The sequence below is a fragment of the Peribacillus sp. YIM B13477 genome, from assembly GCF_042787955.1.
Classification (GTDB): Bacteria; Bacillota; Bacilli; order Bacillales; family DSM-1321; genus Peribacillus; species Peribacillus frigoritolerans.
Genome location: NZ_JBHZPD010000017.1, coordinates 1 through 15033, shown reverse-complemented (window position 1 = coordinate 15033; position 15033 = coordinate 1). Strand labels below are relative to the sequence as shown.

The following is a 15033-nucleotide window of genomic DNA, read 5'->3' as shown; positions in this document are numbered from 1 at the left end:
GCTCCATGATATGACTTGATGTAATGTCTTTTGCGTATAATTTCCCCTTTTTTAGTCAATTATGGTAACAAATTGATAGGAAGGGAGAGCAAAACATGAAAGCAGGAACATTAAGACAGATTTTGCTTATAACCGACGGATGTTCAAATCATGGTGAGGAGCCGTCTGCCATGGCTGAATTAGCAAGGGAGCAAGGCATAACCATCAATGTCATAGGTGTAATGGAAAATGATGTGATAGATGAAAAGGGACTTAAGGAAATCGAGAAGATTGCTGGTTCAGGAGGTGGCGTAAGTCAAGTAGTCTATTCGCAGCAGTTGTCCCAAACCGTCCAGATGGTGACACAAAAGGCGATGACTCAAACGATACAGGGAGTTATCAATCGCGAACTTCAACAAATACTAGGAGATTCAAAAACGATGGAGGATCTTCCGCCGGATAAACGGGGAGAAGTGATGGAGGTGGTCGATGAGCTTGGGGAAACAAGCAAGCTCGAAGTACTGATTCTTGTTGATACCAGTGCAAGCATGAAACATAAACTGCCTACAGTAAAAGATTCCTTATTAGATCTTTCCCTTAGTATGAATGCAAGGATGGGTGACAGCCGTTTTTCCGTATTCGTATTTCCTGGGAAAAGAAATGACGTCGAAAAGTTGCTGGATTGGACCCCGAACCTCGAAGCCTTGACGGCAACTTTTCCTAAGCTCAGTACAGGGGGACTCACTCCGACAGGTCCAGCCATTCGTGAAGCTTTAACTCATTTTAATAAAAAACGTTCATTGAGGGGATTGTTATCACATGATGATGAACAATACTTTGAGGAATCAATGTAAACTTCTGCCTGGCAGTTTGGTCACTGGAAAATGGAATAAAAACCAGTACAAAATAATTAAGGAATTGGGGTGTGGAGCGAACGGGATCGTTTATTTGGTTGAAAGCGGAAATCGTCATTATGCTTTAAAGCTCAGTGATAATGGGACGTCCATTATTTCGGAGATGAATATCCTAAAATCCTTTTCAAAGGTCCAGGGGTCTACCCTTGGACCTTCCTTTTTGGAAGCGGATGATTTCATGAAAACAGGAAAGCAGCTCCCTTTTTATGTCATGGAATATATCCATGGACACGATTTTTTGCGTTTCATTGATAAGAAAGGGTCGTCATGGATTGGGGTCTTGATGCTTCAGCTATTAACAAGCTTGTCTGCCTTGCATTCCAATGGCTGGGTGTTCGGTGATTTGAAACCCGAGAATTTAATCGTGACATCACCGGCCTATAAGGTACGGTGCGTGGATGTTGGCGGAACCACCTTGATCGGGCGGTCTGTTAAAGAATTCACCGAGTTTTTTGACAGGGGGTACTGGGGACTTGGATCAAGAAAGGCCGATCCGCAATATGACTTGTTCGCTGTAGCAATGATTATAATCAATTCTGCCTATCCCGGACGTTTCCAGAAGAAAGGGGAGGGGTATAAACAGCTTAACGACTTAATTAAGCAGAAAAAGGAATTGCATCCATACAGGAAGATGTTGGATAAGGCGCTCCGCGGACAGTATGACTCAGCCATCCAAATGCGGGAGGATCTGGTAACGGTGCTGAGTAAGCAAAATCATTCGAAGAAAAAGGGCCCGAACCAGACAGCGACGGGTCAGCAGCAAACCGTGCAGCCTTCAACAAGACAAGCAAGAAGGTCCCAAAACCAATCAAAAAAGAAAAGCGGCGGTTTTTTTGAAACGTTTTTGCTGGTTGCCATCATATCGATGCTCTATGTTCTTTACATATATGAACAGTTGTTATGATATAGTTATTAGGTGAATGCCATGAAATGGTTGAAACCATTTCATGATTCAATCGTATAAAACTAATGCCTGTCCATAAAGAAGGAAGATTGTATGTTAAAGGAAAAAGTTCTGAGCACCATTTATAGAAACGAATTGATTAAGGAAAACTCGAAGTTGCTAATAGGTGTTTCCGGAGGACCGGACTCGCTGGTGCTTCTCCATATCCTTAAGGAAATTCAACCTCTTTTTCATTACGAGATGATTGTAGCAAGTGTTGACCATATGTTTCGTGGTGAAGAATCCTATGGGGATTATAAATATGTCGAGCATATTTGTGAACGGTGGGGCATTACATTTGAGGGAAAAAGGATCGATGTTCCTGCCCGGATGGAACAGACGGGGGAAAGTTCACAAATAACGTCAAGAAAGCTGCGTTTTGCTTTCTATGAGGAAGTGATGGATAAGCATCAAGCCTCCACGCTTGTCCTGGGGCATCATGGAGATGATCAAATAGAAACGATGCTCATGCGATTAACAAGAGGGGCGACAGGCAAGGCAAGAGCGGGTATTCCTATAAAGAGACGTTTTCATACAGGGGATCTGATCAGGCCTTTTCTTGAAATCACGAAAAGCCAAATAATCGAATATGCGGGCCTTCATGATATTGAACCAAGGTTTGATCCGAGCAATGAAACGGGTGTCTATGCAAGAAATCGTTTTAGACATGAAGTTCTTCCGTTTTTAAAGAAGGAAAATAGAAAGGTTCATGAGCATTTTCAACGATTCAGTGAAGAGCTATATGAAGATGAAGAGTTTTTTTTGAACCTGGTTTCAAGCAAAATGTCCGAGGTTTGGATCCAGCAGGATAAAGATCAAGCGGTTATTCAGATTGATAAGGTTCTCGCGATGCCTAAACCTTTACAAAGAAGGGCGATTCAACTAATATTAAACTATCTTTATTTGGAGAGACCTTCATCGCTTTCGGCATTACATATTGACCAACTTTTAGTTTTGTTTTTGAATCCTCAACCATCTGCAGAATTGCATCTTCCGGAGGGCCTTATTGCGGAAAAATCATATCAAACTTGCACGTTTAGATTTTTTCGGCAAAAAAGCCGTGAATATTCCCTAAAATTACAAATTCCCGGTGAGACTATTCTTCCGAATGGATATAAGATTAAAGCGCACTATATAAAAGAAGAAATTCCGGTACTTAGGGGAAATCATTCTTTTATTCTTCCCGAATCAGCTGTTCAGTTTCCGCTTACAGTCCGAACCAGGAATGAAGGCGAACGGATGGCCGTCAAGGGATTAGGTGGAACTAAAAAGTTAAAGGATATTTTTATTAATGAAAAGATCCCGATGCTAGAAAGAAATGTGTGGCCGGTCATCATCGATCAAACGGGAACGGCGATTTGGCTGCCCGGTTTAAAGAAGTCGAATGTTGAGCCGGATATAATTTCTGATGAAAAATCTTTAATTTACTTAGAATATAAAAAAGCTTAATTCTTCATGGGGGGCAATTAATTACAATGACCATGCAAAACGACATTGAAAAAGTTTTAATATCAGAGGAAGAACTTCAATTGAAAATAAGGGAATTGGGTGCGCAGCTAGAAGCTGATTACCAAGGTAAGTTCCCGTTGGCCATCGGAGTGCTGAAAGGCGCCATGCCATTTATGTCAGATTTACTGAAACGTGTGGATACACATCTTGAAATGGACTTTATGGATGTTTCGAGCTATGGTAACTCCACTGTATCGTCCGGTGAAGTGAAAATCATCAAGGACCTTGATACATCGGTTGAAGGCCGGGATATTTTAATCATCGAAGATATTATCGACAGCGGTTTGACTCTTAGCTACCTTGCGGAACTTTTCCGTTATCGAAAAGCAAAATCAATTAAAATCGTTACCTTATTGGATAAACCAACAGGCAGGAAAGTGGATATCACTCCGGACTATGCCGGGTTCATCGTTCCGGATGCATTTGTTGTCGGATATGGTCTTGATTTTGCGGAAAAGTATCGTAATCTCCCGTATATTGGCATATTGAAGCCTGAAATTTACTCGAATTAATCGTACCTGTTTGAAAGGGAAGACCAGATAAAAACAGCGGTGTTAAATTATTGTAATTCATTAATTTTATATGATAGTATTTACTATAGTTTGTTTACCCGTGGGAGGAGGTAAGGGATGAATCGGATCTTCCGTAATACCATATTTTATTTACTGATCTTTTTGGTCATCATTGGGATTGTAAGCATTTTTAATAATAACAATGAACCAACGGAGAAAATGACCCAAGATGAATTCTATAAGCATTTGGAGAATGGGGACGTTACTGCACTGACGATGCAGCCCGAAAGCAGTGTATTTGAAATCACAGGAAAGCTCAAAGGTTATGAGGAAAACAAATTCTTTGTGACGTACGTGCCTTTCAGTGAATATTCGCAAAGTCGGATAAATGATGCCGTAACCAAGTTGGATAAGGACATCATCACTGTGGAACCTCCAGAAAAAACAAGTGGCTGGGTGACATTTTTCACTTCCATCATTCCATTTGTAATCATTTTTATCCTCTTCTTCTTTTTACTTAACCAAGCTCAGGGCGGCGGTGGTGGCCGCGTCATGAACTTCGGGAAAAGTAAGGCGAAATTGTATAATGATGATAAGAAAAAAGTTCGCTTCAATGATGTTGCCGGGGCGGACGAAGAAAAGCAGGAACTTGTCGAGGTCGTTGAATTCTTGAAAGATCCTCGCAAATATGCCGAGCTTGGAGCCCGTATTCCTAAAGGGGTACTTTTAGTTGGGCCTCCTGGTACAGGTAAAACTTTACTTGCACGAGCAGTAGCTGGTGAAGCCGGAACTCCTTTCTTCTCAATCAGTGGTTCTGATTTTGTTGAAATGTTTGTTGGTGTCGGTGCATCCCGTGTTCGTGATTTGTTTGAAAATGCTAAGAAGAATGCACCATGTATCATCTTCATCGATGAAATTGATGCAGTCGGTCGTCAACGTGGCGCAGGTCTTGGTGGCGGTCACGATGAACGTGAACAGACATTGAACCAATTACTGGTGGAAATGGATGGTTTCGGTGGTAATGAAGGAATCATCATCATCGCTGCGACTAACCGTGCTGATGTATTGGATCCGGCATTATTGCGTCCGGGACGTTTTGACCGTCAAATAACGGTAGGCCGCCCTGATGTTAAGGGCCGTGAAGAAGTGCTGAAAGTGCATGCACGCAATAAACCATTAGCGGAAACAGTCGATTTGAAAGCGATCGCTCAGCGTACTCCAGGATTTTCTGGTGCAGATCTTGAAAACTTACTGAATGAAGCGGCGCTTGTTGCTGCCCGTCAAGATAAGAAGAAGATCGACATGTCCGATTTGGATGAAGCTTCGGATCGCGTTATCGCCGGACCTGCCAAGAAAAACCGTGTCATTTCCAAAAAGGAAAGAAATATCGTAGCGTGGCATGAAGCAGGCCATACCATTATTGGGCTGGTTCTGGATGATGCCGAAGTCGTTCATAAAGTTACGATTGTCCCTCGTGGTCAAGCCGGCGGTTATGCAGTCATGCTGCCTAAAGAAGATCGTTTCTTCATGACGGAACCTGAGCTAAAAGATAAAATCGTAGGACTATTGGGTGGCCGTGTAGCCGAAGAAGTTACATTCGGAGAAGTGAGTACCGGTGCGCATAACGACTTCCAGCGTGCAACGGGCATAGCTCGTAGCATGGTTATGGAATATGGAATGAGTAAGCTCGGACCGCTTCAATTCGGTAATTCTCAAGGTCAGGTCTTCCTAGGCCGCGATTTCAACAATGATCAAAACTATTCAGATGCAATAGCATATGAAATCGATCTTGAAATTCAACGTATCATCAAGGAAGCTTACGAAAGATGTAAGAAGATCCTTACTGAAAATCGTGAAAAACTTGATTTGGTTGCAAAAACCCTGCTTGAAGTGGAAACACTTGATGCGGAACAAATCAAAGGTTTATTCCATAATGGTAAATTGCCAGATCGGGATTATACGGCCCTGAATGGGAATTTAACCACTGATGAGAATGTAAAGGTGAACATCAATAAGAAGAAGGAAGAAAAAGAGGCCCTATTAGATCCATTGGATAAAAGAGGACCTGAGGACCTTGAAATAACGGAGGAAGGATTGAATACTCCTCCAATCAAAGAAGGTGCACCTCAAGATCAGCCGCTTTCCTTCCCGAACGAAGACGACAATAAAAAGTCTTAATCGACTAAATTCAAAAGGGTATTTCCGCCTCGGAAATACCCTTTTCTTAACTTTTAAATTAATTATGATAAAGTTCCTGGGATACCTTCCGAAAAGTGCGACTAATAGCGTGGGAAATAACAGTGTGGTATGATGTTGGAGAATAATTTACCGGAGTGATGAAACGATGATTTTTGTATTGGATGTTGGGAATACGAATACCGTATTAGGCGTATACGATGAAGATATTTTAAAATATCATTGGCGAATTGAGACTAACCGTCACAAGACAGAAGATGAGTATGGAATGATCATAAAGTCTTTGCTGCAGCATGAAAGTCTTGCGTTTGATCAATTTGATGGAATCATTATTTCTTCGGTAGTTCCGCCAATTATGTTTGCGCTTGAACGCATGTGCAAAAAATACTTTGGAATTAAACCGCTTATAGTTGGACCTGGAATAAAAACTGGATTGAATATTAAATACGAAAATCCCCGTGAGGTGGGAGCGGACCGAATCGTTAATGCTGTTGCTGGCATTCAGGAATATGGAAGCCCTCTCATTATCGTGGATTTTGGTACGGCAACTACATATTGCTACATAAATGAGGATAAACAATACATGGGAGGAGCCATTGCCCCGGGTATAAATATTTCTACTGAGGCACTTTATTCAAAGGCAGCCAAACTTCCGAGAATAGAAATCAGCCGTCCGGAAGGGATTATTGGGAAAAATACGGTGTCCGCCATGCAGGCTGGCATTTTGTATGGGTATGTTGGGCAGGTAGAAGGAATCGTTAATCGAATTAAAGCGCAAAGTAATCTAGAACCAACGGTAATAGCGACAGGCGGACTGGCTACCTTAATTGCTAACGAGTCTACTGTTATTGACGTTGTGGAGCCATTTTTGACCTTGAAGGGTTTGCAGCTGATTTATAAACGTAATCGTGAGCAAGTGAAGAAGTAACACAAAGCATGAAAGGAGCAATATAAATGAAGGATTATCTAATAAAGGCGTTAGGTTATGAAGGACAGGTTCGTGCATATGCTGTTTCAACAACAGACACCGTAGGAGAAGCTCAGCGACGCCATTATACATGGCCTACTGCTTCGGCTGCCCTTGGACGGGCTATGACGGCAGGCGTTATGATGGGTGGAATGTTAAAAGGTGAAGAAAAGCTGACGATTAAAATCGAGGGCGGTGGTCCGATTGGATCCATCCTGGTCGACAGCAATGCAAAGGGGGAAGTCCGCGGATATGTCACTCATCCGCAAACCCATTTTGATTTGAATGAGCAAGGTAAGCTGGATGTCAGGAAAGCAGTGGGTACCGATGGATTGTTGACTGTTGTGAAAGATATTGGTCTTCGTGATTACTTTTCAGGGCAAGTACCGCTTGTATCGGGAGAACTGGGTGAAGATTTCACTTATTACTTTGTTACTTCCGAACAGGTGCCTTCATCAGTGGGGGTTGGGGTCCTGGTGAATCCGGATAATTCAATTCTTGCAGCGGGCGGATTTATCATTCAGTTGATGCCGGGTACATCCGATGATACGATTTCCAAAATCGAAAAAAGACTAAGCACGATTACTCCAGTTTCCAAGATGATTCAAAACGGCATGACTCCTGAAGAAATCCTAACCGAAATTTTAGGTGAGGGCAATGTGAATATATTAGAAAAAGTGAATGTCCAGTTCTCCTGTCAATGTTCAAGGGAAAGAATTGCGAATGCATTGATCAGCCTGGGGCAGGCTGAGATTCGGGATATTATAGAGACAGACGGACAAGCGGAGGCGCATTGTCATTTTTGTAATCAGACCTACCAATTCTCTAAGGAACAACTTGAGGAACTGGAAGCGGAAACCAAAAAATAATGTACGGGGGATAAGGGTTTGCCAAAACACAAGCTTCGGGCGATTATTGCTGGCCTTGCCTTGTTGAACCTATTGACTATCATTATCTTTGTCATAAAACCACTAATCATTTCAAAAACCGTCATTGGGGAAGAAACGGCCGCGAAGGTCGGGTCGGAGGATATTTCCCGGGACGCATGGATGAATGAGCTCGAAAAAAGATATGGGGAAGATGTACTTGAGGAAATGGTCGATAAAGAGGTAGTGAAACAGGCAGCTGAAAAATACAAAGTGAAAATATCGGATGAAGAGCTTGATCGTGAACTTAAAATGATGAAAACGATGTATGGGACTGCCGGTCAGAACCTTAATAAAAGTAACGATCAATTGAGGCAGGAAATTCAGTCGAGTCTCCTCCTCGAGAAGCTCCTCACCAAGGACGTTTCGGTTTCCAAAACGGCAATGCGGAATTATTATGATAATAATAAGGATATCTATAGAATCCCTACTGCTTTCCATATTTCCCATATTACCACGTCTACAAAAAAGCAGGCAGACCAAGTCATACGTGAACTGATGAAAGGTGTCTCCTTTGAAGTCTTGGCGATGGAAAAGTCCCTTGATGAATTTACTGCCAATCAAGGGGGCGACATGGGTTATATATCACAGGATAACGAGCAAGTATCCAAGGTATACATTACCGCTGCCGAGAAATTGAAGGTTAAAAAGTGGAGTGATGCAATCCAAACGGAGGATGGCTGGGCCGTTCTCTACCTGCATGAAAGAATAGAGGGCAAGCAATATGAATATGAAGAAGTTAAAGACAAGATTCACCGCCAAATAGCTCTTGAACAGATTCAGGCACCGGTCTCAGGGAAAATTTTCTGGGACGAATTTGATGTAGAATGGTTTTATGGATTGAAGGAAGAAAAGTAGGTCAATGGTTGTGTGAGAAAATTTAGAATATAGTATATAATCATTGACAATGAACTATTAAAACTGGTAACTTTAAAATTATAAAACCAATAAACATACTCGGTATTGAAATGATAAGGGAGTGGAGAAAATGGCACGTATAGCTAATTCTGTAATCGATTTAATTGGACAAACACCTATTGTTAAGTTAAACAAGCTTCAAAATGAAAACAGTGCAGATATTTATTTGAAACTTGAGTATTTTAACCCAGGCAGCAGTGTAAAAGACCGTATCGCCCTTGCGATGATCGAAGCGGCAGAAAAAAATGGTACCCTTAAACCAGGTGATACGATCATTGAACCTACAAGCGGAAATACTGGAATAGGTCTGGCGATGGTAGCTGCGGCAAAGGGATATAAATCAATTCTGGTTATGCCGGAGACGATGAGCTTGGAACGCCGTAACTTGCTTCGCGCTTATGGAGCAGAATTAGTTCTTACTCCTGGGCCTGAAGGAATGAAGGGTGCAATCGCAAAGGCGACTGAGCTTTCCAAAGAAAAAGGTTACTTCATTCCACAGCAATTCGAAAACGAAGCCAACCCTGAAGTACATCGGAACACTACAGGCCCTGAAATCGTTGAAGCCTTTGGAGATGAAGGCCTGGATGCATTCGTTGCCGGAATCGGTACTGGCGGAACCATTACAGGTGCCGGTGAAGTCCTGCGTGAGAAATTCCCTGACATTAAAATTTACGCTGTTGAACCTGCGGATTCCCCAGTATTATCGGGAGGGACTCCAGGACCTCATAAAATCCAAGGAATCGGGGCAGGCTTCATTCCAACTATATTGAATACAGATCTCTATGACGAAATCATTCAAGTCAATACAGAGGAATCCTTTGATTATGCACGCCGCGCAGCAAAAGAAGAAGGAATCCTTGGCGGAATTTCTTCTGGAGGTGCAATCGCAGCTGCCATTAAAGTGGCTGACAAACTTGGAAAAGGCAAAAAGGTACTTGCCATCATACCAAGTAATGGTGAACGCTACTTAAGTACGCCATTATATAACTTTGAGTAAGACAAGACGCTAAAAATGAGAAGCGAAGTTCCTTAGGGGCTTTGCTTTTCTTTTTGCAGTAATGTTGGCAGAAGTGTTCCGAATCTTCATGGAGCTTGCACTATGCCTGTGTAAATGGGTAAACTCGTATATATAGATTTCTTTAAGTGAAGGAGAACGTTGGATGTCATTAGCTGGAGCGTCAAAAATAAAATGCGGTTCATTTGATTTGGATTACAGCAATAAAACCTTAATTATGGGGATTTTGAATGTTACGCCGGACTCCTTTTCGGATGGCGGGAAATATAATCGGATAGATGCTGCTTTGAAGCATGCCGAACGGATGGTCAACGATGGAGCGGATATATTGGATGTGGGCGGAGAGTCCACCCGACCTAATTATGAGAGGATATCGGAGGAAGAGGAAATAGAGAGAGTCGCCCCGATTATAGAGGCCATATCCCGTAATATTGAGGTTCCAATATCGGTCGATACGTATAAATCAAGAGTGGCGGAAGCGGCGGTAAAAGCGGGAGCCCATATATTAAATGACATTTGGGGAGGTAAAGCCGATTCCTTAATGTCGAAGGTTGCTGCAGAATATAAGGTGCCGATCATCTTGATGCATAACAGGGGTAATATGGAATATGGACATTTTGTTCGGGATGTACTTCAAGATTTATTCGAAAGCATCATGTTGGTGAAGGATGCAGGTGTCAAGGATGAAAACATCATACTCGATCCAGGAATTGGCTTTGCGAAAGATTTAAAGTTAAATTTAGAAATGATGAGGAATCTTGATAAGCTGGTATCGTTAGGTTATCCAGTTCTGTTAGCCACATCAAGAAAGTCCATGATTGGCCATGTTCTGGACCTGCCGCCTAGTGAGCGAATGGAAGGAACGGCCGCCACAATCTGTCATGGCATTCAACAAGGCTGTCAAATGGTTCGCGTACATGATGTGAAGGAAATGGCACGGACTGCAAAGATGATGGATGCTCTATTAGGAAAAGGTGAATGATATGGATAAGATATATGTGAATAAAATGGAGTTTTACGGTTATCATGGAGTTTTTCCGGAAGAAACGAAGCTTGGTCAGCGATTTAAAGTGGATTTAATCGTCCAGACTGATTTAGCCAAGGCAGGAAAGAGTGACAACCTTGAAGACTCAATCAACTATGGCGAGTTATATGAAGTGTGTAAAAATGTTGTTGAGGGGGAACCTTTTAAGTTAGTGGAAGCTGTCGCTGAAAAAATAGCCTCTGAACTGCTTAATAAATATTCTTCCATCGAGACATGCACCGTCAAGGTTTATAAACCAGATCCTCCAATAGCAGGTCACTATGATTCGGTTGCTATAGAGATTGTAAGGGGACGCTGATTGTGAGAAATATTGCTTACCTTTCTATAGGGTCGAATTTAGGTGATCGCCTTGAAACATTCCGAAAGGCTTTCCAATTATTGTCTGAAAGCCCGCATATCAAATTGGTGTCATGCTCCTCTTTATATGAAACGGACCCGATAGGATATGAAGACCAGGACTGTTTTTTAAATGCTGTCCTTAAAGTGAAAACCGATTTAGAACCCGAACAATTACTTCACGCTTGTATGAAAATTGAACAGGATTTAGGGAGAAAAAGGGAAATCAGGTGGGGTCCTCGTACTTTAGACCTTGACATTTTGTTATATAATCATGAAAATATTGAGACAGAGATTCTTTCAGTCCCGCACCCTCGTATGCGCGAGAGGGCTTTTGTTATCGTGCCTTTAATGGAAGTGGACCCAGATATATCACTTCCGCAAATGCGTGCACCTTTGAGCGACCTGCTTGAACAGATTTCGGATAAAGAAGGAGTTCGATTATGGAAGGTGAAAAATGGGGAAGGCGTATTCGCGCTTTTCGAAAGTTAAAGGGTTATACCCAGGAAGGGTTTGCGAGGGAGATAGGTGTTTCCGTTTCCTTGCTGGGAGAAGTTGAACGAGGGAACCGTAACCCTTCAGAAGCATTTTTACTGGAAGTGGCGGAAATTCTTCATATTTCCATTGAGGAGCTTCAGCCACCTGAGGATAAATGAAAGAATGTTATAGGGGGTCACAACGTGTTAAGAATAGGCGATATAGAAATGAAGAACCAGGTAGTGCTGGCCCCGATGGCGGGAGTCTGTAACTCGGCATTCCGCTTGACTGTCAAGGAATTTGGAGCTGGTCTTGTTTGTGCGGAGATGGTCAGTGACAAAGGAATCGTTCTTAAAAATGCTAGAACGATGAATATGCTTTATATAGATGAAAGAGAAAAGCCGTTAAGTTTGCAAATCTTTGGCGGTGAAAAGAAATCTTTGGTCGAAGCTGCGCAATTTGTAGATAAAAATACAACTGCTGACATCATTGATATCAACATGGGCTGCCCTGTCCCTAAAATCACTAAATGTGATGCGGGTGCGAAGTGGCTTCTCGATCCAAACAAAATTTATGAGATGGTTTCAGCGGTGGTTGATGCTGTTGAAAAGCCGGTAACGGTAAAAATGCGCATAGGCTGGGATGATGAACACGTTTTTGCGATTCAAAATGCCCAGGCTGTTGAACGCGCAGGTGGTAAAGCTGTTTCCATGCATGGCAGAACACGTGTTCAAATGTATGAAGGAAAAGCTAACTGGGACATCATCCGTGAAGTGAAGAAATCAATTAATATTCCCCTTATCGGTAACGGTGATGTGGAAACTCCACAGGATGCGGAAAGAATGCTGAAGGAAACGGGTGTTGATGGAGTCATGATCGGCCGTGCAGCTCTAGGTAACCCGTGGATGATTTACCGGACTGTAAAATATCTTGAAACCGGTCAACTGATGGATGAGCCTTCAGTTCGTGAAAAGATGGATGTTTGCGTGCTTCATATGGATCGTCTGATTGCGTTGAAAAATGAAAATGTCGCCGTTCGTGAAATGCGTAAGCATGCTTCTTGGTATTTAAAGGGTGTTAAAGGGAATGCAACGGCACGCAAAGGAATTAATGATTGTGAAACAAGGGAAGATGTTGTGAAGCTTCTCTATGGACTTGTTGATGATATTGAAGCGAAGCAACAAAATATCCAAATGGTCTGATGTTTGACATTACCTTCCTATTTTCCTATAATACGCTTATCTTAAACTGCCAGTAATCCTGGCAGTTTTTATATGTACATAAACAATGTTTTATGATAAAAAGCTGTTGAATTCCTTTACTTTATGTAAGAATAAATATGTATGCAAAAGAATTTCTGATTAATTATATAAGGCATTTATTAATAAAGATGGAGATGATTTTCGTGAGTCATGAAGAATTGAATGACCAACTGCAGGTAAGACGCGATAAAATGCAAGCGATGATGGATAATGGACTAGACCCTTTCGGGAGCAGATTCGAGCGCACACATAACACTCAAGAGTTAATCAGTGCTTATGGTGAATTAGAAAAGGAAGATCTTGAAGAAAAAGAAATTGAAGTTACGATCGCTGGCCGTGTCATGACGAAGCGCGGAAAAGGAAAAGCGGGATTTGCCCATATCCAGGATATTAGCGGCCAAATCCAAATCTACGTCCGTTTGGATAACATAGGGGAAGATTCTTACCAAATTTTCAACCAAACGGATCTTGGTGATCTTGTAGGGGTAACTGGCGTTATCTTCAAAACGAAAGTCGGGGAACTTTCCATAAAAGCTAAAGAATATGTGTTCCTTGCTAAAGCACTTCGCCCGTTGCCTGATAAATTTCATGGCTTGAAGGATGTTGAAGAGCGTTACAGGAAACGCTATGTCGATTTAATTACAAATGAAGAAAGCAAAAATACGTTGATCATGCGCAGTCGCATTGTACAAGCCATGAGAAGGTATTTGGATGATCATGGATACCTTGAAGTGGAGACGCCGCTATTGCACTCTGTTGCTGGTGGAGCAGCTGCGCGACCTTTCCTTACTCACCATAATGCTTTGGATATGCCTTTGAATTTAAGGATTGCCATTGAACTTCATCTAAAACGCTTGATCGTTGGCGGATTGGAGAAAGTTTATGAAATTGGCCGGGTTTTCAGAAATGAAGGGGTGTCCACAAGGCACAATCCTGAATTCACATTGATCGAATTGTACGAAGCTTATGCGGATTACCAAGATATCATGAGCTTAACGGAAAACTTGATTGCCCATATAGCTCAAGAAGTTCTTGGGACGACTACCATCCAGTATGGGGAGTATGAGATAGAGTTAAAACCGGAATGGAAACGACTTCACATGGTTGACGCTGTAAAAGAATATACCGGTGTGGACTTCTGGACTGAAATGAGTAAAGAAGAAGCCCAGCAGCTTGCTAAAGAAAATGGGATTGAAGTTAAGGAATCCATGGAGTTCGGCCATATCGTAAATGAACTCTTTGAACAAAAGGTCGAAGATAAGTTAATTCAACCTACATTCATCTATGGGCATCCAGTGGAAATCTCTCCTTTAGCAAAGAAAAATCCGGAAGATTCCCGTTTCACAGATCGTTTTGAGTTATTCATAGTAGGTAGGGAGCACGCAAATGCCTTCACTGAACTTAATGATCCTATTGATCAACGTCAACGCTTTGAAGCTCAATTGAAAGAACGAGAGCAAGGTAATGATGAAGCTCATGAAATGGATGAAGATTTCTTGGAGGCGTTAGAATACGGAATGCCGCCGACTGGCGGACTGGGAATTGGTGTTGACCGTTTGGTTATGCTATTGACCAATTCTCCTTCCATACGTGACGTCCTGTTATTCCCTTTAATGAGACATCGCTAAATATAAGCAAAATGAGTTTTGATTGCAGGGCCGAATTCGGATGGCTGGGATCATGGGCGTAGCTCCTGATCCTGGTAAGTCCAATTCGGTTTTTGTTTTTTAATTATAATTTCATGCCTTTCAATAGAGTGGATTCTAGGGTTTAAAAGAAAAACAACATTATCTCAAAAAAACTTTATAAAAGGTATTGCACAGTTAACGTAATGGTGTTATATTTATATCTGTCGTTACGAACGAGTTGCAAACAGATTACAAACTTTAAAAAGTTTTTAAAAAAGTTGTTGACTTGAAGTAATGAAAATGTTATTATAAATAAGCTGTTCCGAAAGATATTGCTCTTTGAAAACTGAACAAAACAAAGCGCCAACGTTAAATTTTAAGTGAGCACACACTATCAAAAAAGCAA

Annotated in this window: 15 protein-coding genes; all 15 read left to right on the top strand. The window is 41.8% G+C overall.

What is annotated here, in order from left to right:
* Positions 1-95: 95 nt before the first annotated feature.
* The 15 genes from ACFX4H_RS25610 to lysS all read left to right on the top strand — a co-directional run bounded on the left by ACFX4H_RS25610 (position 96) and on the right by lysS (position 14627).
* Complete coding sequence (locus ACFX4H_RS25610; RefSeq protein ID WP_034316300.1) at positions 96-833, top strand: VWA domain-containing protein; 738 nt, start codon at positions 96-98, stop codon at positions 831-833.
* Entirely contained in the window at positions 799-1797 is a 999-nt protein-coding gene (locus ACFX4H_RS25605) for a protein kinase domain-containing protein (protein WP_371748477.1), read from the top strand. Before ACFX4H_RS25610 ends, ACFX4H_RS25605 begins: the two co-directional genes overlap by 35 nt.
* A gap of 93 nt (positions 1798-1890) precedes the next feature.
* The gene (tilS, locus tag ACFX4H_RS25600; protein WP_034316299.1) at positions 1891-3285 is read left to right on the top strand and encodes a tRNA lysidine(34) synthetase TilS; all 1395 of its coding nucleotides are present in this window, start codon (positions 1891-1893) and stop codon (positions 3283-3285) included.
* A gap of 32 nt (positions 3286-3317) precedes the next feature.
* Positions 3318-3857 carry a hypoxanthine phosphoribosyltransferase gene (hpt, locus tag ACFX4H_RS25595; RefSeq protein WP_034316382.1) on the top strand — a complete coding sequence of 180 codons (540 nt, stop codon included), beginning with the start codon at positions 3318-3320 and terminating at the stop codon, positions 3855-3857.
* Between the two features lie 117 nt (positions 3858-3974).
* Positions 3975-6035, top strand: coding sequence for an ATP-dependent zinc metalloprotease FtsH (gene ftsH / locus ACFX4H_RS25590; protein WP_081088801.1), 2061 nt, complete (start codon positions 3975-3977; stop codon positions 6033-6035).
* Positions 6036-6201: 166 nt separating this feature from the next.
* Positions 6202-6981, top strand: coding sequence for a type III pantothenate kinase (locus ACFX4H_RS25585; protein ID WP_034316297.1), 780 nt, complete (start codon positions 6202-6204; stop codon positions 6979-6981).
* 26 nt (positions 6982-7007) lie between these two features.
* The gene (gene hslO, locus ACFX4H_RS25580; RefSeq protein WP_377436474.1) at positions 7008-7889 is read left to right on the top strand and encodes an Hsp33 family molecular chaperone HslO; all 882 of its coding nucleotides are present in this window, start codon (positions 7008-7010) and stop codon (positions 7887-7889) included.
* An 18-nt stretch (positions 7890-7907) separates the two neighbouring features.
* A complete protein-coding gene (locus ACFX4H_RS25575) occupies positions 7908-8804 on the top strand; it encodes a peptidyl-prolyl cis-trans isomerase (protein ID WP_377436473.1) in 897 nt (298 codons plus the stop codon).
* Positions 8805-8934: 130 nt separating this feature from the next.
* The gene (cysK, locus tag ACFX4H_RS25570; RefSeq protein ID WP_034316291.1) at positions 8935-9861 is read left to right on the top strand and encodes a cysteine synthase A; all 927 of its coding nucleotides are present in this window, start codon (positions 8935-8937) and stop codon (positions 9859-9861) included.
* A 163-nt stretch (positions 9862-10024) separates the two neighbouring features.
* Positions 10025-10861: a dihydropteroate synthase gene (folP, locus tag ACFX4H_RS25565; RefSeq protein ID WP_034316288.1), complete on the top strand. Its 837-nt coding sequence runs from the start codon at positions 10025-10027 to the stop codon at positions 10859-10861.
* Position 10862: 1 nt separating this feature from the next.
* On the top strand, positions 10863-11222 hold the full coding sequence (gene folB / locus ACFX4H_RS25560; RefSeq protein WP_034316287.1) for a dihydroneopterin aldolase: 360 nt from the start codon (positions 10863-10865) through the stop codon (positions 11220-11222).
* 2 nt (positions 11223-11224) lie between these two features.
* Positions 11225-11752: a 2-amino-4-hydroxy-6-hydroxymethyldihydropteridine diphosphokinase gene (gene folK, locus ACFX4H_RS25555; RefSeq protein WP_034316285.1), complete on the top strand. Its 528-nt coding sequence runs from the start codon at positions 11225-11227 to the stop codon at positions 11750-11752.
* The gene (locus ACFX4H_RS25550; protein WP_034316283.1) at positions 11704-11916 is read left to right on the top strand and encodes a helix-turn-helix domain-containing protein; all 213 of its coding nucleotides are present in this window, start codon (positions 11704-11706) and stop codon (positions 11914-11916) included. Before folK ends, ACFX4H_RS25550 begins: the two co-directional genes overlap by 49 nt.
* 24 nt (positions 11917-11940) lie before the next feature.
* Positions 11941-12939, top strand: coding sequence for a tRNA dihydrouridine synthase DusB (dusB, locus tag ACFX4H_RS25545; RefSeq protein ID WP_034316281.1), 999 nt, complete (start codon positions 11941-11943; stop codon positions 12937-12939).
* Positions 12940-13127: 188 nt separating this feature from the next.
* Entirely contained in the window at positions 13128-14627 is a 1500-nt protein-coding gene (gene lysS / locus ACFX4H_RS25540; protein WP_377436471.1) for a lysine--tRNA ligase, read from the top strand.
* Positions 14628-15033: the final 406 nt, after the last annotated feature.

Excerpts from the sequence above, each read along its gene's own strand:
- ACFX4H_RS25610 (WP_034316300.1), top strand. The coding sequence starts at position 96 with ATGAAAGCAGGAACATTAAGACAGATTTTGCTTATAACCGACGGATGT.
- ACFX4H_RS25605 (WP_371748477.1), top strand. The coding sequence starts at position 799 with ATGATGATGAACAATACTTTGAGGAATCAATGTAAACTTCTGCCTGGC.
- tilS (WP_034316299.1), top strand. The coding sequence starts at position 1,891 with ATGTTAAAGGAAAAAGTTCTGAGCACCATTTATAGAAACGAATTGATT.
- hpt (WP_034316382.1), top strand. The coding sequence starts at position 3,318 with ATGCAAAACGACATTGAAAAAGTTTTAATATCAGAGGAAGAACTTCAA.
- ftsH (WP_081088801.1), top strand. The coding sequence starts at position 3,975 with ATGAATCGGATCTTCCGTAATACCATATTTTATTTACTGATCTTTTTG.
- ACFX4H_RS25585 (WP_034316297.1), top strand. The coding sequence starts at position 6,202 with ATGATTTTTGTATTGGATGTTGGGAATACGAATACCGTATTAGGCGTA.
- hslO (WP_377436474.1), top strand. The coding sequence starts at position 7,008 with ATGAAGGATTATCTAATAAAGGCGTTAGGTTATGAAGGACAGGTTCGT.
- cysK (WP_034316291.1), top strand. The coding sequence starts at position 8,935 with ATGGCACGTATAGCTAATTCTGTAATCGATTTAATTGGACAAACACCT.
- folP (WP_034316288.1), top strand. The coding sequence starts at position 10,025 with ATGTCATTAGCTGGAGCGTCAAAAATAAAATGCGGTTCATTTGATTTG.
- folB (WP_034316287.1), top strand. The coding sequence starts at position 10,863 with ATGGATAAGATATATGTGAATAAAATGGAGTTTTACGGTTATCATGGA.
- ACFX4H_RS25550 (WP_034316283.1), top strand. The coding sequence starts at position 11,704 with ATGGAAGGTGAAAAATGGGGAAGGCGTATTCGCGCTTTTCGAAAGTTA.
- lysS (WP_377436471.1), top strand. The coding sequence starts at position 13,128 with ATGGAGATGATTTTCGTGAGTCATGAAGAATTGAATGACCAACTGCAG.